Origin of the sequence: Flavobacterium sp. AG291 (assembly GCF_003350375.1) — a bacterium.
GTDB lineage: Bacteria > Bacteroidota > Bacteroidia > Flavobacteriales > Flavobacteriaceae > Flavobacterium > Flavobacterium suzhouense.
The window spans coordinates 59606-77664 of record NZ_QQAR01000014.1 but is presented as its reverse complement, the minus strand read 5'-3'; the positions used below and the strand labels follow the sequence as shown (position 1 = coordinate 77664).

Genomic DNA, 18059 nt, shown 5'->3' with positions numbered 1-18059 from the left:
ATTTTATATTGGTTTTATGTTTCTATTTAAGCATATCTATGATTTCCTGATTCTTATTGAAAACAGCAAAATCCATAGCCGATTTACCGTCGTTGTTTGTAAGCTTTTTATCAGCCTTATATTTTAACAATAGCTGAATCATTTCTTTATTCTCAAACTGCGAAGCATATAAAAGTGCCGTCATACCTGTGCCATCGGCAACATCAGGGTTAGCTTTATTATCAAGCAATACCTTAACGATAGCGGTATTGCCCTTTACTGCAGAAGCAGCAAGGGCACTGCCGCTCGGACTATTGTAGTTTATGTCCTTTACGTTTTTAGCTAAATACTCTGCCACGGCATTATTCCCTCTGTAACAAGCGAGTATCAGCGGAGAAAAACCGCTTTGGTTAATCGCATTTATAGTGTCCTTCTTTATTTTTACCAACGCCTTCATTTCTTCAACACTACCCGAACGGGCAACATCAAATACATCTTTGGTTTTGGTCTGTGCACTGCAAAATGCAGATACAAGCAACAGTAAAAAAGCTAGTTTTTTCATAATTCTTTTATTTGGCTAAAGCCAGGTTATATGTTATTTCTACTTTATCAGAAATCTTACCGCTTACCAGTTTGGGTATTTCTATATTAAATTCCGCAGGCTTTACGGTAAAGGTCCCCACTATTACAATCTTGTCTCCATTCTTACTGATTTTCGCATTATCAGTAATCTTTTTTGTTTTGCCATGCAACGTAAGATCTCCCGAAATTGGATAGGTTTTAGGCTCTGATGTAAGTTTCGAAACATCCAGTCCTTCTACCTTTCCGGTAAAAGTAGCTTTAGGATATTTGTCAGACTCCACATAGTTTTCGTTAAAATGCTCTTCCATCAGAGCTACCTTAAAACGAAAGCCTTTCATTAGTGCTAATACAGCAAGATCACCCTTAGTAGGCTCTAAAACAGCCGATGCCGTTTTGTTCTCGGCTGCCACTTCTTCAAATGACGGCATAGATGCCTCAAACTTCAAATTACCGCTTCGGGTACTGTATTTTTGTCCGTAGATAACTGCCGAAAGAAGCAGGCAGGCGATACATATCATTATTTCTAAATATCTGTTCATAGCATTTTATATTTAGTTTTCAAGCAAACCATCCTGGTTCCACTGTAGTATTACATCTATTTTTGCCTGAGACATCCTGCCTGTTTGTGGCATAACACCCGGCTCGGCATCCTGCAACTGTATCCTCTCAAGCAGTCCACCGTTTTCTACCGCATTCTTTACCTCATTGTAATTAGTAAGCAGTCTGAAAGCAGCTACATTTCCGTTGCTATGGCAGCTTACACAGTTAGCATCTATTATCGATTTTACATTAGCATTGTAGGTAACATCCTCTTCAATCACTATCTCTTCGCTGATCTCTTCATACGTATGCGAATCGCAACTGAACAAAGCCATTGCTAAAAATGCCGTACTTAAAATTATTTTCGCTTTCATATTAAAAAACCCTGTATAAGTTAAACCCAAAGAAAAAATCACCTTTACCCCAATCTCCCGTACCATTGGTTACATAACCACTTTCGGTCATTGATTGCGAGTTTGTAAACAGTAACTGAAATACGTGTCCACCCGTTTCTATATCCAGTCCAACAGATAGCGGATTTACATAAAAATCAGGCTTATCAAAATTGTACATATACTCCATGTTTAGTGAAAGCCTCTTGGTTAGTTTCATTCGTCCGCCTGCACCCAGGGAAAACTGATTATCATTTTCCAGTTCCGGATTATATAGGTTTTTATGAATGTATGAAGGCACTATTTCAAGCGATAATCTGTCGGTCACTTTCCTTGACACCAAAAGCTGTGTTATATAAGACATCCTGTCGGCAAATTCCAGTTTCGGATAATCATCTTCTTCAAGAGCTGAATTGATATCGATGGTATTATACCCTACGATATCAACAGGAAAATCGGCACTTTGTCTTGCCAGCCTGTATTTTACACCTGTTTCATATACTTTTGAAAGTGTATGACGTGAAGCACTTACCGAAAGCCAGTCGGTAATACCATAAATACCTCCAATTTTTGTTGTTGCCTGGTCTAAACCAAAAAATTCAGAAATACCATCTTCAACGCTTCCAAAACGGTGAGAGACCACAAAATAAAATTCATTCTTAGCTGCCATCTTGGTGGTTTGCAGAGTTACAATCTGCAAAGCTTTAAATGGAGCCGTAGCATAGGTATCGGCTACCTGTGTAGAGTCAAGTTCAGACAGAAGGTCTTCCTGAGCATGGGCTGTTGCCATACCTAAAAAACAAACTGCAGTTACAAAAAATCGCTTCATGTGTTAGTTATTGTTTAATCGTGCACTGATCGAGTTTCACTTCGCCAAAAAGCTCGTCAAACCCAATACATCTTCCTTTTATGGTAATATCTTTATTTACATCGGCATTCATGGGCATTGCATCAAACCCACATACTATTTTATCATTAAGTATTATTAATGAATCTCTTACTTCGGTTATTTTTCCTTTAATTTCTATAGTCTGGTTAAGATAATTTCCATCTGCTTTGCCGCTGTCTGAGGTATATTCTACCGCTAGCCTGTGAGCTGGCATCACAAAAGCTGATTTTTCGGCTTCAATATTTCTTACCGGCTTATATAAAAACCCATAGTAGCCATATAGCAGGCCTGAAACCAGAACCAGCAAAATAACTACACCTATTCCTAATTTTCTCTTATTCATCTTTATTGAGAAATGTTAACTAAATAAAATACCATTTCCTTTTTAACAAAAAAAGAAAACAATAACTACATCGCACTTATTAATAACCCGAAATTAGTTATAAATCCTACCTGCTTTTTTAACAAATTAGAATTCGCAACATGTGACCGAGAATTAGGACATTATGACCGAGGATATACTTTTGGCTTTGCCATAAAACAAAAAACCCCCTTCTCAAATAAGAGAAGAGGATTTTTTTCCTAAACTAAACCTACTAAACTAACATATTATCTTTTGCCTGCATCAATAAGAGGCTGTATATCGTCCCAACTGTAATAGTGAAAAGTCATTCCGTTGCTCATGGCTACAAACATACCGTTACCAAATCGGCCACCCAGATTTAAGCTGGTAACATCGGCACCATCGCATTCAACTGTAGATACAGGAATTTCGGCTAACAATGTATGCTCATTCGGGTTACCACCTGAACCTTCTCTCGCATACACCATAAAAGTATTAGACTGCTGGTTAGACACCAGTATATAACCTGTTGTTGCTGTTTTTTTATAGATGGCAATACCTTCATGATCTGCCTTAAAATCTTTCATCCCAAAAAAGGCAAGCTGCGTATCGTCTTTTGCTGCCGGATCGGCAAGATATTTACGTATACCTGCCTGTTCATCGCAATAGTAAATATAACCAAGCTCGTTATCAACCGCTATAGCTTCTATCTCTTTCTTACCACTAAACTGGCCAAACTTACGAACCACATTTCCGGTTACATATCCACTTTTTCCGGAAAGCTCATATTGCCATAAGTAAGTTCCTGCAGGTCCTGTCTTTCTTCCAACGATGGCAAATATTGCTTTATCCGAAGGACGGGTATAAAGTGCCACCCCCATAGGGTCACGCAATTCCTCACCTGTAAAAACCTCTATACCTCCGTTGTCAATCGGCTCAAGATCAGGCAGGCTGAATATCCTTATTTTGTTTGTTAGTCTTTCCGTAGTAACCGCTACATCTGTTTTTTTACCATTTATCATAAGCCCATAAGCTATATCAACATTATTAGGCCTTAAAAGAGGTATCGATTTTTTTACGATCTTACCATTAAGATCAAACAGGTATAAACCTCCATCAGTATCTTTATCTGTACCTACTACAAGACTTTTTGTTGCATCCTGCGGATTGATCCAAATAGCAGGATCATCGGTATCGTGCAATGTTTGTTGGGTAACTACTGTGGGTTTTATAGCATCTTCCCTTACTGCTGCAAGCTTACTGCTGCATGAAAAGTAAAAGGCTGTGCATATAAAAAGTGCTATAATTTTTTTCATATTCAATATTTAGTCAAAAACTACAGGTCGAACTTAAGACCTAAATTAAATCTTGCCTGATAATATTCAAGCTGCATTACTCTTGCCGACACTCCCTGATAGTAGCGTAACGGCTGATTTGTAAGGTTCTTAGCCTCTGCAAAAATGCGCAGGTTTTTAGTAACCTTTAGTGACGCATTAATATCCAGGAACAATTGTTTGTCGTAATAGCTATCGTTAAACTCATCCGAACCTAACTCATCAAGGTAATCAGATGTAAAGTTAACCGATGTCCTTCCTGAAAAACGTCCATGCTCCCATGACAATGAACCATTAAACATGTGTGGTGCCGTTCTTGGAAGGCTCACATCTTTACGCTCGTTACCATCCTCATCGGCAATACCTTTAGCTTTAGAATCAGTATAAGTATAGTTAGCATAAATACCAAAGTATTTCATAAAGCCAGGAAGGAAGTCAAGCTGACGCTGAAAAGCCACCTCAAAACCGTAAACATCTACATTATCACCATTTCTTTGCTGAACAAGTGTCCACTGCTCACCGGCCGGAACCGGGTTTGACTGCCCAGGGAAATCAGTAGCAAAATCAGCAGCAGAATACTGATTGTTGCTGTAAGTATAGATAAAATCTTTAAGATTCTTGTAGAAAAACCCTCCCGAAACAAGACCTACAGATTTGAAATAGTTTTCAGCCATAAGGTCAAAGTTATATGCATACGTTGCTTTCAGGTTCGGGTTACCTGCGATAATCTCAGTATCTGAAGCGATATTGTTAATATATGGCGCAAGCGCATAATAATCAGGCCTTGCTAATGAGGTAGTAAATGCAGTTCTTAAAATAAAGTCCTGAGTAGAATTATATTTAAACGAAAGGCTTGGCAATACATTGGTATAAGTATTGGTGTTTTCTATAACTCCTTCAAGCTCTTCTTCGTCAAGTACCCTGTTACCTGTATAATCAATATGAGTAGTTTCAACACGTGCTCCTACTATCATCGATAGTTTATCGTTGAAATCCTGATCCCAACGCACATAACCGGCATAAATATTTTCTTTTGCCTTATAGTTTACGGCAAGATATTCAGACGGATCGGCTTCTTTATCATAAAGTGATGCATTGTTAAGATCTAAACCACCCAGGTATGTTGCTGTTGCAAAGTTACCGGGCACATACTTTTCTCCCGGATTGAAGTTTTTACCGCTGTAGTATACATTAGGAACATCGGCAAGCGTAAGATCTCCGGCAGTAGGCTCATAAGAGTAAAAACTGTTATTTCTTTGTTTATCTTTTATCCTTGCACGAAGACCTGTTCTTAAACGTCCTTTTTGCCCTTCGATAACCGATAATGGAAAACGGAAGTTAACTTTTGCTCCAAGTTCGCTCTCATCAGTATCATCAGTACTCTGAGTAAGCTCCGAAAGCGCAAATGAAGAAAGATCTTCACCTGTAGTTGTTACTAAGGGCTTACGATAATCGTTTAAATTTTGAGTCATTTCAAGATCTTCCTGTTCAAACTCTATATAACGCTCGTTCGGTTTATACTCGCTAGCCGTAGCATAATTAACCGACCAGTCCATATCTACTTTAGGGCTCAACAAGTGCTCTCCACGAAGTGAGTAATTTTGCACCTTTTGTTCCTCCAGCCTTCTGCTTTTGCCACGGTCGCTGTCTATACCACCTTTGTTCTCGCGTTTTACCTTACCTGTAAAACCTGCTATTGTCTCACCGTTATAAATCGGCTCCATGTCATCATAAGTAAGCGCATACCTGTTTTCGCGATCATCTCTCCAGTTATAGATGGCATTAGCATAAATTGTATTGTTTTCGTTAAATTTAAAATCTGCCGCAAGCGACACACTTCTCCTTATACGCTGAACATTATAGTAACGTATAGCCTGTTGCTCTACATAAGTATTCCCAAAATCATCCTGAACCCATGTTGCCTCGATGTTATCAGACCCAAAGTCGTTATCGTTGTATGATCCACTCGCAACAACTCCAAGTTTATTGTTCATAAAGCGGTTACCGTATACAAAGGCAGCAGTATAAATAGGTTTTTGTCTTATCGGGCTATATCCTCCGGCAAGAGTAGCCGAGATACGCTCACCGTTTGGAGTAGCGCGCGTAACAAGGTTAACCGAACCACCAATCGCATCAGCATCCATATCAGGAGTAAGGGTTTTATTTACCTGAATAGTTGAGATCATATCTGACGGAATAAGGTCCATCTGTACATTACGGTTATCTCCCTCTGCCGATGGTATCCTGTCACCATTAAGAGTAACAGAGTTTAATGATGGTGCAAGACCACGTATGATTATATTACGTGCCTCACCCTGGTCATTTTGCATTGTAATACCCGGTACACGCTTAAGCGCATCACCTACATTAGAATCCGGGAAACGGCCAACCTGATCAGAAGATATCACGTTAGTAATGTTACTGTTGTTTTTTTGTTGGTTAAGCGCCCTTGCCTGTCCTCGCAAAGCTTCTCCTACAACCACAACCTCATTAAGTGTTGATGAACCGCTCGCTAATACAAAGTTTATCACGGCGTGTTTTCCTTCTTCAACATTTACCTGTTGCGACTGTGTCTGATATCCAAGGTAAAGTACCTCAACCTGATAAGTTCCGGCAGGAATATTAAGAAATTCGAAATCGCCCGTTTGGTTAGAAACCGTATAGCGGTTGCTTTCCGCAATTCTTACTGTTGCTCCGGGCAGAGAGAAGTTTCCTTCTTTATCAGTAATTTTTCCGGAAATCACGCCGTTCTTCTGGGCAAAAACCGACAATCCTGTTACTAAAAAGAGTAATGCAAGTAGTTTTTTCATCTATAGTGATTTGCTTTTTGTGTTAATGCCGCGAAACTATAGCACACATGTAAAGCAAACATTAGCATGAGATTACCCTTACTTAATCTAAACAACAAGATTATGTTACCAAGCGAAGCAATCAGGCCGACAATTGTGGGTTTCCACTCCCCAGATTTTGTGGAAAATCAGATATATCATTATAGTCGATTGTGACAAGCTGAAAATTATCATCGGCATCAATAAGCAATTCGCTATTTCCTACTTTAATAATATCATCCGCTTTTTGAAGTATAAGCTCATGATTTTTAATATCCTGTTTTTCCATCATGAGATAAAAAACAAAATAACTAGAAAATTCTTTGTTGGTTACATAATCCCGCAATTCTTCCGCTCCGCCGGTATCTGTCCTCACGGAGACGATTTGAGCCTGTTTTTCGTTCAGCGCACGGGAAGTTTTTTCCCAAAAATGGTGGGGGCTTACGCCGTCTATAAATTTATGGCCACAATTATCCGGCAATCTGAGTATTACAAAATAAACCTCCATAACAATCTATTTTACTCAAAATTAAATACTTAATGTTTTTCAGCCGAATGTTTTAAAGGATGATTAACATTTTTAATCGACGAACTGCACCTACCAGACAGTTTTCTCGTATTTATTATAATTAATTTGTTTTTAAGTTTGCATTGTATTATTTTTAAATCAACTCCATTATCCTGAGATTTTTTTAATATGTCACACATACTCAAGGCCGAATTCCAAAATTTACTTAAAGAAAATCCCGAATTATTCAACTGGTTGGTTGAAGATTCGCATCATGGGCTTTGGTTTCTCGATCCCGAACAACCAAATGAAATCTGGATAAATGGTGCTTTCTGGAAAATTCTTGGTTACAACAGCGAGAATCCTACTGTACCCTTTGCCTTCTATCTAAGCAAATTTTCAGGATTGGTTGATGAACTTAAAAAATCTTTAGATACAAGTGAAGAAGATTTTAATAATGTCCTGAACTTTATAGATGATTCAGGGCAAACAATTATATTACATACTTCGGGCAAGTTTTTCGTGAATAACCACGGCGAACCACGAATGATTGTAAAATTCAGCAGTATAGAACGCGTTGAAACCGATTTTCTTCTCGATCAGATTAAAGAATTAAAGAATCAGAACGAAATTTACAATGCTACCAATCAACTGTCAAAGGTTGGCGGCTGGAAATATGATGTTATCAATGATGTATCGACGTGGACCAGTGTAATCTATGATATCCTGGAACTGGACTATACTTATAACCCAAGTAATCCGAACAGGAAACGATTTAGTTTTTATAAAGAAGGCTGGAGCAGGCAAACTATGGAAAAGCTTTTTAACGAGGCAGTGTTAGAAGGTAAACCATTTGATGCCGAAGTTAAGATTATTTCCGACAAGGGTAATGAAAAATGGGTCCGCGCTTTTGGAACCCCTCATATGGAAAACGGTATATGTGTAAAACTCCATGGCGCTTTACAGGATATTACAGATAAAAAAGAACAGGAATTTAAATACAAGTTAAGTAAAGAACGCTTTGAAACTATTTATCATAATTCTTCTATAGGAATTGTACTTATAGAGGCCGAAACCGGCACACTGCTCATGGCAAACCCTGCTGTACTTTCGATATTCGGATTTACAGATGAAGACCGAAAAATCATGAGTAACATGACTTACAGAGATCTTATTCACCCGGAAGATATTGAAAAGGCAGACAGCAATCGTGAACTGATGGTTTCGGGGCTGATGCCTCATTATACTATGGAGAGCCGTTTTTACACCAAACACGGTGCGCTTATATGGTGCAGGGTAAATACTTCAATGGTACGTGGTGCCGTGCCGTCAGAAGATCTTATCATTACGCAGATTGAAGACATTACGGTGAGCAAACGAATGGAAGAGATTTCATCTGAAAACTCAAGCCGTTTCATTAGTGCATTCGAATATTCACCAAACGGGATGGCTCTTGTGGGGCTTGATGGTTCGTGGCTAATGGTTAACCAGGCTCTTTCACAAATATTAGGTTATACACCAGAAGAACTTCCTTCGCTAACATTTCAGGATTTAACACATCCCGATGATCTTGATGCCGATCTACAATTACTACAACAAACCCTCGAAAATAAAATAAAAACATACAGTATCGAAAAACGATACATTCATAAAAAAGGTAATATTGTTTACGGGTTGCTTAATGTTTCCCTTATTAAGGATACTGAAGGCAATCCTTTATATTTTATCTCACAGATAAACGATATTACCGAAAGGGTATTGACTGAACAAGAGCTTCAAAAAAGCTTAAATGAAATGGAAACCTTTATGAAAGCTACAACACAGGTAGCTATCATACAGGTCGATACTACCGGAACAATTATTAAGTACAACAAAGGAGCCGAAAACCTTTTAGGCTATAAAGCCGAAGAGCTTATAGGCAAACATAATGTTGGGATATTTCACATTCATGAGGAAGTAGATAAAAGAGGCGCCGAACTTGAGGCTAAATATGGCAGACCGTTTAGCGGATTTGAAGTATTTACCTACAGGCCAAGGCAAGGTAAACATGAAGCCAGTGAATGGACCTATAAAAGAAAGGATGGAAGTCTTTTTCCGGTACACCTAGTAATTACGGCCGTACGTAATCAGGAAGGAGAAATTACAGGTTTCCTTGGTATGGCTACTGATATTACCAACCTTAAACAACTGGAAATATCATTGATGCAGGAACGCGATAAGGCAGAAGCGGCCAGCAGATCAAAATCGGAATTCCTTGCGAATATGAGCCACGAAATCAGAACTCCTCTAAATGGGGTAATAGGATTTTCCGATTTATTGATGAAATCAGAACTGAACGAAAGCCAGAAAAAATACATGCAAATGGTAAATACCTCGGCTCATTCGTTACTTGATATCATAAACGACATTCTGGATTTCTCTAAAATCGAAGCCGGTAAGCTTGAACTTAGCGAAGAAAAGACAGATATCATTAATCTTTGCAGCCAGTCAATTGATATTGTAAAACACCAGGCACACGCCAAAGCACTGGAAATACTTTTAGACATTGCCCCGGAAGTAAACAGGTTTGTATATGCCGACCCTGTAAGACTCAGACAGGTACTTGTAAATCTGTTAGGGAATGCTGTAAAATTCACAAACCATGGAGAGATAGAGCTAAAAGTACGCTCTACTCCGGAAAAAGATAGCGATCAGATGCTGTTCTCGTTCTCCATCAGGGATACGGGTATAGGCATCGCACCACAGAATATAGACAAGATATTTAATGCCTTCGATCAGGAAGATGCCTCTACAACCCGCAGATATGGAGGAACCGGCTTAGGAATAACCATAAGCAACAAGCTTCTTGCTCTTATGGGCAGTAACCTTGAGGTAAAGAGCGAAGTTGGAAAAGGAAGTACTTTTTCTTTCAGGGTGCGTTTTAAAACCGAAAAAGGTAACTCACCTATGAGTACTGCTAAGCTTAAGGTTAAAAATGTATTGCTTGTAGATGACAACGCTAACAATCTTCTTATCTTAAAGGAGATGCTTGCGGTTGCCAAAATAAAGACAACCCTGGCTTCTAATGGCATTGAAGCTTTAGAAATTCTGGAAAACAATACCGATTTTGATTTAGCAATTGTAGATTACAATATGCCTTATCTAACAGGTACCGACTTGGTTAAACAAATTAGGGAAACATTGCAGCTTGGCCCCGACAAATTGCCGGTAATGCTGCTGCATAGTTCTATTGATGACGAAAAACTGATCCAGGCGTGTATTGACCTTGAGATATTCTTTAATGTTACCAAGCCAATAGTTTCTGACGAGTTATTTAAACTTCTCGATAATATTCATGCCAACGACGATGCCATGAAAAGAGATATCCTTGACGAAGCTACAGCAGGTTTTGATGTACCGTACAATGTACTGATTGCTGAGGACAATCCGGTAAACCAAATGTTGGCTAAGACCATAATACAGAAGATTGTTCCTAATGCAAACATCATTCTTGCCGAAAATGGCCTCGAAGCTGTAAAAGCATACCAGGAAAATTCTGTAGACATGGTTTTTATGGACATACAAATGCCTGAGATGAGTGGGTTTGAAGCAACCGAAAAACTACGCTTAATAGAAAGTGAAACACCTGGACTGCACACTCCTATTGTAGCACTTACAGCAAGAGCACTACTGGGTGAAAGAGAAGAATGTTTAAAACTGGGTATGGACGATTATATTACTAAGCCTATTGACTATGAAGCTTTAAAAAATGTTGTAAAAAAGTATCTTATAAAGCCGTATATTGAAAAACAAGCCCAATAAATAATTACGACGATGAGCATGAACACTATATTACTGGTTGAAAGCAACCCCGCCGAAAGAGAAAACTTCATTAAGCTGGCTCAAAGAGAAAACCTGACAACTGAAGTAGTTGGAAGCAGCTATGAAGCTATACAATGGTTAAAAAAGAATGATCATGCACTTGCTATCGTAATCGCTGAAGATGCCACGCCACTTAATGCATATCAAACTTTTGATTATATAAGACAGGAACTTAAAAGTAACCTGCCTGTTGTAATAAGTAAATTGGGTGAAGGAAAACCAAAAGAAGGCAACCACAATTATATCGATAAGCCTTTTACATCTATAGCTTTAAAAGGCCTCAGCAACTCATTGGTGCCTAACACATCATCGGCATCAGGATTAAAAGTATATTCATTAGAATATCTTGAAACCATCACGGTAGGCAATCACGATTTTATGATTGACCTGCTTCAGACCTTTATGACATCGGTTAATGAAAAGATGAAAGAATTAAAAACCGCAGTAGAAGAATCTGACTATAAAACCGTAGGTGCCATCGCTCATAACATCAAGCCTTCGTTTGAAATGCTGGAAAATGAAAAAGCTAAGAACATTTGCAACAAACTAACCTATGAAGCAGAAACATCAGATGTTCCTGCATTAGCCAACGAGCTGAATGACGAATTCAGAGCGATTGAACAAGCCCTGAAAAACGACTTCGAAGAGTTAAAGTAAAAATCATATCAATATAAGCTGCCGGAAAGTAAAATCTCCGGCAGCTTTTTTATAGCTCGATGCTGTTGTTTAAATTGAGTATATTTAACAATCAACTATTTAAAACCCACCCAATGACAGCGCAAGCTACTGCTACAACAATAGAAGATGTACTTATACAGCTTGAAGAAATAATAACCACAGCTGAAAAAGAAAAGGAGAGTATAGGATATTTTGCTGCCCTATACCATCGCGTAACCCTAAAGGTAAAAGAAGATCTTGACGCCGGTTTATTTAAGAATGGTTCCCGACTGGCTAATCTCGATGTACTATTCGCTAACAGGTATATTTTTGCCGCCCGGGAATGGAAAAAAAACCCAAATAGCCTTCTAATTTCAAAATCCTGGAAGATTGCTTTTGAAAATCTTTCAGGCTCTTCAAACCTGGTACTGCACCACCTGCTTTTAGGAATGAATGCCCACATTAATTTTGACCTTGGCATTGCAGTTGTAGAAGCCGCAAAGAATGGCGGCAATATGAATGATTTTCGCAGGGATTACAATGCAATAAACAACATTCTGGCAGCACTTACATATAGTATATTCAATAAGCTTAACCTGATTTCTCCCTTTTTATCAGTTATCGGATTTACAGGAACCAAGTCAAATTCTATGCTGGTACAATTCAGCTTGGGAAATGCCCGTGACGGTGCCTGGGGATTTGCGACCGATCTGTACACCAAAAGCGGTGATGACTACCTTAACTTTATTACTGCAAGAGATAGCACCATTGAAGATTTGGGCAAACTAATCGTGCAACGTAAAGGTCTCATGAAGATAGGTATCTTTTTAATTCATCTTTTTGAATGGAAAAAACCGGACAGGATTATTGAGGTACTTTATGAGCACCGGAAGAAATATTATAAAAAAGAAGAATTGAATACGATTGCAGGCTAAGAACCTGCAATCGTATTTATAACATATTTATATTCTCTAATGTAAAATTAAAAGGCTGGGCATTTGGTCCCGAACCTCCTCCCGTCATTACAATATCTGCCGAAGCAATCCCGAAAAGATTTAATTCCGTATTAACCTGGGAAATAATTGCTGAATTCATAACTTCACCTTGGTTAACTTGTGAAACAACCCCTATCCAGATGGTAGGCTTAAATTCAAAAACCGCTCTCTGCTGTGGAGCCACATTTGTTTTTGTTGCTAAAAGTTTACCATTTTTATAAATATTAGCATTTATTGCTCCTTTAGAAAGATTATTCAGTAACTGTATTTCATGAATGCTTGTAGCTTGTCCTGCAAGTGATATTACATCACCCGATGCATTTAACGACATCTGAAACATCTGCCCCTGATTAGCCTGCAATTGCGGTGTAAAATTACCCCAGCTATCGGAAGCTCCAATCGTAGTTTGCATTGGATAAGTAAAAGGATGATTGTCTCCCTGCCCGCAATATTTTATTACCTGCCATGCAACTGCAAGTTCTTCAAAATCGCTGGCTACATTTTTTTGAAAAATAACCACAGAGCTGTTATTAGCATCGTTTGAGTTATTTATAAAGTTTAATTTAATATCCATTGAGTAAATAATTAATTGGTTACATCCCAAAATTAATTATCTATACCATTGAAAGTTCAGGTAAAAACACCCGATTTTTAAAAGCTGAATCCTAAAAACTATACTTTCAAAACAGCTCTGAACCCTCTTGCTGCATAGTAGGACTCTGCACCATTATGATACAGGAAAACGGTATTATACCTCCTGTCACAAAAAACGGCTCCTTTCAGTTTTCGTATTTCAGGCGGAGTCGCTACCCAGCTTGACGTTTTAGTATCAAATTCTCCTAAGGTCTGCAAAAAACGATATTCCGCTTCCGTAAGTATTTCGACACCCATATCGGCTGCCATATCCATCGCTGTATTTTCAGGTTTGTGTTCTTTTCGTGATTCCCATGCCGCACGGTCGTAACAAACGCTCCTGCGCCCCTTAGGACTCTCTGCTGAACAATCATAAAAAAGGTATTCTCCTGTTTTTTCATCCTGTCCTACTACATCAGGTTCACCTCCAGTTTCTTCCATAGCATCCAGCGCCATGAGTTTTACAGGATTCGTTTTTAACCTGCCGAATACATCTTCCCATTTAATTGTTTTATGGCGGGACATATTCTTTTCAAAACGGTTTTTAAGAACATTTATAAGTCCATCAGCCTGTTCGGCATATAACTCTTTTTTATTTATAACTGTCATAATATATCGTTTAAGAATTTAAAGAAATTTTTCTGTTGACAGGCCTGAAATACCACGACACGACAGTAAGCACCAATAGCAGTGCCGGACCAAAAAGCTCACCTGCGGGATCCTGTACTGCCAAATGCGAAACGATTGCCCCGCTCATGGCAAAGAAAAATCCGGCATAAGCCCATTCTTTTACTAAGGTAAATTTAGGGATTAATACAGCGATTACACCTAAAATCTTCCACACTCCTAACAAAGTCAGTACATAAGCAGGATAGCCAAGTCGTTCCATACTTTTAGTTTCTTCTTCTAATTGCATTAGCTGAACAATACCTGTAGCTGTCATTCCTAACGAGAGCCATAAAGTAGCGATCCAATAGATGATCTTATTTCTTTTTTCCATGATGTGTTATCTTAATTTACCAACAATTTCTTCCAGTCGGTCATGCGCCATATTAATACCCCAGGCAAATGGCAGTTTTAGGTTTGCATCCCTTAATTCTCCCGATTTATAGACCACATGCGTCACAAGTCTGCTACTATTCTCTGTTAACGCTTCGAATTCTAAAAACTCGATCTGTACACCAAAGCCCGCATTTTCCATTTCAAAAGTACGCACGATCCTTTCGTTTGGCACAACATCATGAAATGTTCCGTTAGCGCTGAACACTACATCTCCATTTGGACCTTTAGTTTGAAACTGGTAGCTCCCATGTTTTTGGGCATCATATTTAAGGGCTTTTGTTCCCATCCATTGCTCTACTATTTCGGGCTTCTCATAAGCCATAAACAGCAGTGCTACCGGGAGATCAAATTCCCGCATTATTATAAGGTCGCGTTTGCCTTCTTCGGCATTTACCTTCGTTTTACGTTCCATAATTATTATTTGTTGGTTGGTTTATAATTTTTCATGATTTCCTCAAGCTTATTGAACCTGTCTTCCCATATCATTCGGAAAGGCTCAATAAAATCGGCGATCTCTTTCATTTTCTGACCATTTAAACTGTAATGGACTTCCCTCCCATTTTGCTCCTGTTTCAACAGCTCGCATTCGGTAAGTATCTGAAGATGTTTAGAAACCGTAGGCCTTGCAGTATCAAAGTTGGCCGCTATAGCGCCTGCAGTCATAGATTGCGAAGCCAGCAGCAAAAGTATTGCTCTTCGGGTTGGATCGGCTATAGCCTGAAAAGGGTCACGTCTTAAATTCATTGCGTAGTCATTTGACGACAAATATATATGAAGCCATTTAACTACACAATAATTATACAGAATTTTTAACAAAAAAAAATAAGCCCCAGCTTTCGCTGAGGCTCATTTTAGAAGACCTAATTATTAAAAATAATTCTCCTTCATATCGTTTAACAGATCGATATGTTCAGGCTTCCATTCTAAAATTGCTTTGGTTTTTTCACTAGAGGCAGCGCAGTTAAACGTTGCAAAATGACTGAACCATGTAAAATGTTTATCCGCCTCATCAGCATTAAGACTAACAGTAGATAGATTCAGGCCATTGCCTATTGCTTCTGCAATAGTTTTAAACGGTATGCCTTCTTCGGCAACTGCGTTAAAAACCTGCTGTTCCGGTTTTTTCTCAACAATGAGCCTGTACAGTTTAGCAGCATCAAACCTGTGTACCGCCGACCAGCGATTATGCCCCTCACCGATGTAGGCCGATTTCCTATTGTTTTTGGCTAAGCCAATGATAATAGGAACAAAACCATGATCTCCGGCACCATGCACTGTAGGTGGCAGGCGCACTATATAGGCTTTTACTCCCTTACTTCTCGCAACGGCAGCAGCTTCTTCACTTGCAGCCCTCGGGATAACATCAGAACCAAAAGGCAAAACATCATCTTCGGTAATAAGATTTTCAGAGCGCAACAAACCTATACCTGAGGTAATAACCAATGGCTTTTCGGTTCCTGCCAAAACATCACCAAAGCATTCGATAACCTTTCTATCGTCTTCACAGTTTTCTTTATACTTTGAGAAATCATGATTAAAAGCTGTATGGATTATCGCATCACAACTTTGTGCACCCTGTTTCAGCATTTCCGGATCGTTTACATCTCCCAAAAGCCCTTCTGCACCTGATGCCAATAAGTTTTGAAGCGCACTTTCAGAACGCACCAATCCTAAAACCTGAATTCCTGATGCAATTAATTCCTTAACTATGGCTGAGCCTACAAAACCTGAGGCTCCGGTAACAAATACACGCATATCTAATAAATTTAAGTTGTACAAAGCAACCTAAAACTTACCTTAAAAACTTGGTCATTTGACCATAATTCAATTAGCGATTAAGTTGGGAATGGCGAATCCTTGTAAGTGTTTTAAGAGAAATACCCATATAGGCAGCAATCATATGTAGTGGCAAACGTGAGAGTAGATTGGGGTATCTGGTGACAAAATCTTCATACTTCTCTTCGGGAGTAGCACTAAGGGTTGTTGCGACACGATGGCGGTTTTGGTAAATGCTTCTTGAAATGAGAATTTCAGAAAACTGTTTGAGTATAGGGAAATCAATACGCAGCTTTTCAAAATCACTCTTTGTCCAGAGCAACACAACCGAAGGTTCAATTGCTGCAATATTGGTAGTGGCAGGAATTTGATTATCATAACTTTCCACATCAAGTGTCCAGCTATTCTCGGGGCAAAACTGCAATATATGTTCATTGCCATTACCTCCGGTAACATAACAACGCAGTAAGCCTTTAGCTATAAACACTTTGTAACGACATACATCGCCGGCCTGAAGCAACGATTCATTACGTTTAAGCGTTTTTACTATAGCCAAATCGTACATCGCTTTTATTACCTCTTCAGGAAAATCAGCATTCTTCTTAAGATATGATTCAAATTCAGGTAGCATACTGTAAAACAGCCTTTACTTATTTAAACCTGCTTTCCTTCCAGGCTTTCTGTTCCTCTCTGGAAAGGAAAGACCAGGCGACAATACGGGTAGATTTATTACCAGTACCCATATTGATGGTTTTTATCTGCTCAGCCCCTACTTTTTCAAGTGTTTTATAAATCCCTTTAAGGTTAGATTGTTTTGATACTAACGTAGAAAACCAGAAACAGCTTTTCCCAAATCTTCGGCTTTCAAAAACCATATCATTTATGAATTTAGATTCACCACCTTCGGTAATCAGTTCATTGCTAACTCCCGAAAAATTAAGTTCAGTAGCACCTTTTTTTCCGGAAAGGTTTTTATTTTTTCGTTCCGTTCCACTTCTTGCATCATCGGCAGAAGCATGAAACGGTGGATTACAGAACGTAAGATCAAACTTTTCATCTGTAACTATTACATCTTCAAAAAAATGCCTTGGATTATTCTGAAGCCAGCATTTAACCTTACCCGAAAGTTCAGGATTTTTGTCAACGATAGCTTTCGCCGATTCAACAGATTTTTTATCAATATCGACAGCTTTAAAATTCCATCCATATTCTACCACTCCCAATATCGGATAAATGCAGCTTGCCCCTACTCCAATATCAAGACAGTGTATCTTTTCCCCTGCAGGCAATCTCCCGAAATTACTTTCCTTTAGCAAATCGGCCATATAATGAATATAGTCTGCCCTGCCCGGTATTGGCGGAGACAGATTCTCATCAGGAAATTCCCAATTTGCGATGCCATAATAATGTTTCAGCAACGCTTTATTTAAAAGTTTAACCGCAACAGGATTAGCAAAATCTACAGAATCATCACCAAATTTATTAGGCTTAACATAGTTACCCAGTTCAGGAACAGCCACTATAAGTGAAGTTAGGTCATAACGTTCCCTGTTTTTATTACGGGAATGAAGTGTTGTTTTTTCCTGAGATTTATTTTCTGATGACATTGTAATGGATTTTCAGCAAATTTAAGCAAATAAAAAGGGACAAAGCAGTATTCTGTTTTGTCCTTTTTAGAGA

At 38.7% G+C, this 18059-nt stretch carries 19 protein-coding genes; 3 read left to right on the top strand and 16 right to left on the bottom strand.

Features of this window, described 5'->3' with window-relative positions:
* Positions 1-22: 22 nt before the first annotated feature.
* The 8 genes from DEU42_RS14410 to DEU42_RS14375 all read right to left on the bottom strand — a co-directional run bounded on the left by DEU42_RS14410 (position 23) and on the right by DEU42_RS14375 (position 7395).
* Positions 23-541 (bottom strand): ankyrin repeat domain-containing protein, encoded by a 519-nt coding sequence (locus DEU42_RS14410; RefSeq protein WP_114759012.1) that lies wholly within the window; start codon positions 539-541, stop codon positions 23-25.
* Positions 542-548: 7 nt separating this feature from the next.
* On the bottom strand, positions 549-1100 hold the full coding sequence (locus tag DEU42_RS14405; RefSeq protein ID WP_114759011.1) for a YceI family protein: 552 nt from the start codon (positions 1098-1100) through the stop codon (positions 549-551).
* A gap of 12 nt (positions 1101-1112) precedes the next feature.
* Positions 1113-1475, bottom strand: a complete 363-nt coding sequence (locus DEU42_RS14400; protein WP_114759010.1) for a cytochrome c — start codon at positions 1473-1475, stop codon at positions 1113-1115.
* Between the two features lies 1 nt (position 1476).
* On the bottom strand, positions 1477-2322 hold the full coding sequence (locus tag DEU42_RS14395) for a DUF5777 family beta-barrel protein (RefSeq protein WP_199509100.1): 846 nt from the start codon (positions 2320-2322) through the stop codon (positions 1477-1479).
* A 7-nt stretch (positions 2323-2329) separates the two neighbouring features.
* On the bottom strand, positions 2330-2725 hold the full coding sequence (locus tag DEU42_RS14390) for an OB-fold protein (RefSeq protein WP_114759008.1): 396 nt from the start codon (positions 2723-2725) through the stop codon (positions 2330-2332).
* 266 nt (positions 2726-2991) lie between these two features.
* Entirely contained in the window at positions 2992-4041 is a 1050-nt protein-coding gene (locus tag DEU42_RS14385; protein ID WP_114759007.1) for a phytase, read from the bottom strand.
* Positions 4042-4061: 20 nt separating this feature from the next.
* Entirely contained in the window at positions 4062-6869 is a 2808-nt protein-coding gene (locus DEU42_RS14380) for a TonB-dependent receptor (RefSeq protein ID WP_114759006.1), read from the bottom strand.
* 121 nt (positions 6870-6990) lie between these two features.
* Positions 6991-7395: a hypothetical protein gene (locus DEU42_RS14375; RefSeq protein ID WP_114759005.1), complete on the bottom strand. Its 405-nt coding sequence runs from the start codon at positions 7393-7395 to the stop codon at positions 6991-6993.
* A gap of 189 nt (positions 7396-7584) precedes the next feature.
* On the opposite strand from DEU42_RS14375, the gene DEU42_RS14370 reads away from it, so the two are divergent.
* From DEU42_RS14370 to DEU42_RS14360, 3 genes are all read left to right on the top strand, one after another.
* Positions 7585-11196 carry a PAS domain S-box protein gene (locus DEU42_RS14370; RefSeq protein WP_114759004.1) on the top strand — a complete coding sequence of 1204 codons (3612 nt, stop codon included), beginning with the start codon at positions 7585-7587 and terminating at the stop codon, positions 11194-11196.
* A 12-nt stretch (positions 11197-11208) separates the two neighbouring features.
* Entirely contained in the window at positions 11209-11913 is a 705-nt protein-coding gene (locus tag DEU42_RS14365; protein WP_114759003.1) for an Hpt domain-containing protein, read from the top strand.
* A 113-nt stretch (positions 11914-12026) separates the two neighbouring features.
* Positions 12027-12848 (top strand): DUF5995 family protein, encoded by an 822-nt coding sequence (locus DEU42_RS14360; RefSeq protein WP_114759002.1) that lies wholly within the window; start codon positions 12027-12029, stop codon positions 12846-12848.
* A 16-nt stretch (positions 12849-12864) separates the two neighbouring features.
* Here DEU42_RS14360 and DEU42_RS14355 read toward each other — a convergent pair whose 3' ends face one another.
* The 8 genes from DEU42_RS14355 to rlmF all read right to left on the bottom strand — a co-directional run bounded on the left by DEU42_RS14355 (position 12865) and on the right by rlmF (position 17986).
* Positions 12865-13482, bottom strand: a complete 618-nt coding sequence (locus DEU42_RS14355; protein WP_114759001.1) for a hypothetical protein — start codon at positions 13480-13482, stop codon at positions 12865-12867.
* 98 nt (positions 13483-13580) lie between these two features.
* Entirely contained in the window at positions 13581-14150 is a 570-nt protein-coding gene (locus DEU42_RS14350) for a DUF4256 domain-containing protein (RefSeq protein ID WP_114759000.1), read from the bottom strand.
* Between the two features lie 10 nt (positions 14151-14160).
* Positions 14161-14541 carry a DoxX family protein gene (locus DEU42_RS14345; RefSeq protein WP_114758999.1) on the bottom strand — a complete coding sequence of 127 codons (381 nt, stop codon included), beginning with the start codon at positions 14539-14541 and terminating at the stop codon, positions 14161-14163.
* Positions 14542-14547: 6 nt separating this feature from the next.
* A complete protein-coding gene (locus tag DEU42_RS14340) occupies positions 14548-15015 on the bottom strand; it encodes an SRPBCC domain-containing protein (protein ID WP_114758998.1) in 468 nt (155 codons plus the stop codon).
* 5 nt (positions 15016-15020) lie between these two features.
* Positions 15021-15347 carry an ArsR/SmtB family transcription factor gene (locus DEU42_RS14335; protein ID WP_114758997.1) on the bottom strand — a complete coding sequence of 109 codons (327 nt, stop codon included), beginning with the start codon at positions 15345-15347 and terminating at the stop codon, positions 15021-15023.
* Between the two features lie 123 nt (positions 15348-15470).
* Complete coding sequence (locus DEU42_RS14330; RefSeq protein ID WP_114758996.1) at positions 15471-16358, bottom strand: SDR family oxidoreductase; 888 nt, start codon at positions 16356-16358, stop codon at positions 15471-15473.
* A gap of 73 nt (positions 16359-16431) precedes the next feature.
* Complete coding sequence (locus tag DEU42_RS14325) at positions 16432-17010, bottom strand: Crp/Fnr family transcriptional regulator (protein WP_114758995.1); 579 nt, start codon at positions 17008-17010, stop codon at positions 16432-16434.
* A gap of 19 nt (positions 17011-17029) precedes the next feature.
* Positions 17030-17986 carry a 23S rRNA (adenine(1618)-N(6))-methyltransferase RlmF gene (gene rlmF, locus DEU42_RS14320; protein WP_114758994.1) on the bottom strand — a complete coding sequence of 319 codons (957 nt, stop codon included), beginning with the start codon at positions 17984-17986 and terminating at the stop codon, positions 17030-17032.
* Positions 17987-18059: the final 73 nt, after the last annotated feature.

Excerpts from the sequence above, each read along its gene's own strand:
- DEU42_RS14405 (WP_114759011.1), bottom strand. The coding sequence starts at position 1,100 with ATGAACAGATATTTAGAAATAATGATATGTATCGCCTGCCTGCTTCTT.
- DEU42_RS14375 (WP_114759005.1), bottom strand. The coding sequence starts at position 7,395 with ATGGAGGTTTATTTTGTAATACTCAGATTGCCGGATAATTGTGGCCAT.
- DEU42_RS14390 (WP_114759008.1), bottom strand. The coding sequence starts at position 2,725 with ATGAATAAGAGAAAATTAGGAATAGGTGTAGTTATTTTGCTGGTTCTG.
- rlmF (WP_114758994.1), bottom strand. The coding sequence starts at position 17,986 with ATGTCATCAGAAAATAAATCTCAGGAAAAAACAACACTTCATTCCCGT.
- DEU42_RS14400 (WP_114759010.1), bottom strand. The coding sequence starts at position 1,475 with ATGAAAGCGAAAATAATTTTAAGTACGGCATTTTTAGCAATGGCTTTG.
- DEU42_RS14385 (WP_114759007.1), bottom strand. The coding sequence starts at position 4,041 with ATGAAAAAAATTATAGCACTTTTTATATGCACAGCCTTTTACTTTTCA.
- DEU42_RS14335 (WP_114758997.1), bottom strand. The coding sequence starts at position 15,347 with ATGAATTTAAGACGTGACCCTTTTCAGGCTATAGCCGATCCAACCCGA.
- DEU42_RS14345 (WP_114758999.1), bottom strand. The coding sequence starts at position 14,541 with ATGGAAAAAAGAAATAAGATCATCTATTGGATCGCTACTTTATGGCTC.
- DEU42_RS14355 (WP_114759001.1), bottom strand. The coding sequence starts at position 13,482 with ATGGATATTAAATTAAACTTTATAAATAACTCAAACGATGCTAATAAC.
- DEU42_RS14350 (WP_114759000.1), bottom strand. The coding sequence starts at position 14,150 with ATGACAGTTATAAATAAAAAAGAGTTATATGCCGAACAGGCTGATGGA.
- DEU42_RS14365 (WP_114759003.1), top strand. The coding sequence starts at position 11,209 with ATGAGCATGAACACTATATTACTGGTTGAAAGCAACCCCGCCGAAAGA.
- DEU42_RS14380 (WP_114759006.1), bottom strand. The coding sequence starts at position 6,869 with ATGAAAAAACTACTTGCATTACTCTTTTTAGTAACAGGATTGTCGGTT.
- DEU42_RS14325 (WP_114758995.1), bottom strand. The coding sequence starts at position 17,010 with ATGCTACCTGAATTTGAATCATATCTTAAGAAGAATGCTGATTTTCCT.
- DEU42_RS14340 (WP_114758998.1), bottom strand. The coding sequence starts at position 15,015 with ATGGAACGTAAAACGAAGGTAAATGCCGAAGAAGGCAAACGCGACCTT.
- DEU42_RS14330 (WP_114758996.1), bottom strand. The coding sequence starts at position 16,358 with ATGCGTGTATTTGTTACCGGAGCCTCAGGTTTTGTAGGCTCAGCCATA.
- DEU42_RS14410 (WP_114759012.1), bottom strand. The coding sequence starts at position 541 with ATGAAAAAACTAGCTTTTTTACTGTTGCTTGTATCTGCATTTTGCAGT.
- DEU42_RS14395 (WP_199509100.1), bottom strand. The coding sequence starts at position 2,322 with ATGAAGCGATTTTTTGTAACTGCAGTTTGTTTTTTAGGTATGGCAACA.
- DEU42_RS14360 (WP_114759002.1), top strand. The coding sequence starts at position 12,027 with ATGACAGCGCAAGCTACTGCTACAACAATAGAAGATGTACTTATACAG.
- DEU42_RS14370 (WP_114759004.1), top strand. The coding sequence starts at position 7,585 with ATGTCACACATACTCAAGGCCGAATTCCAAAATTTACTTAAAGAAAAT.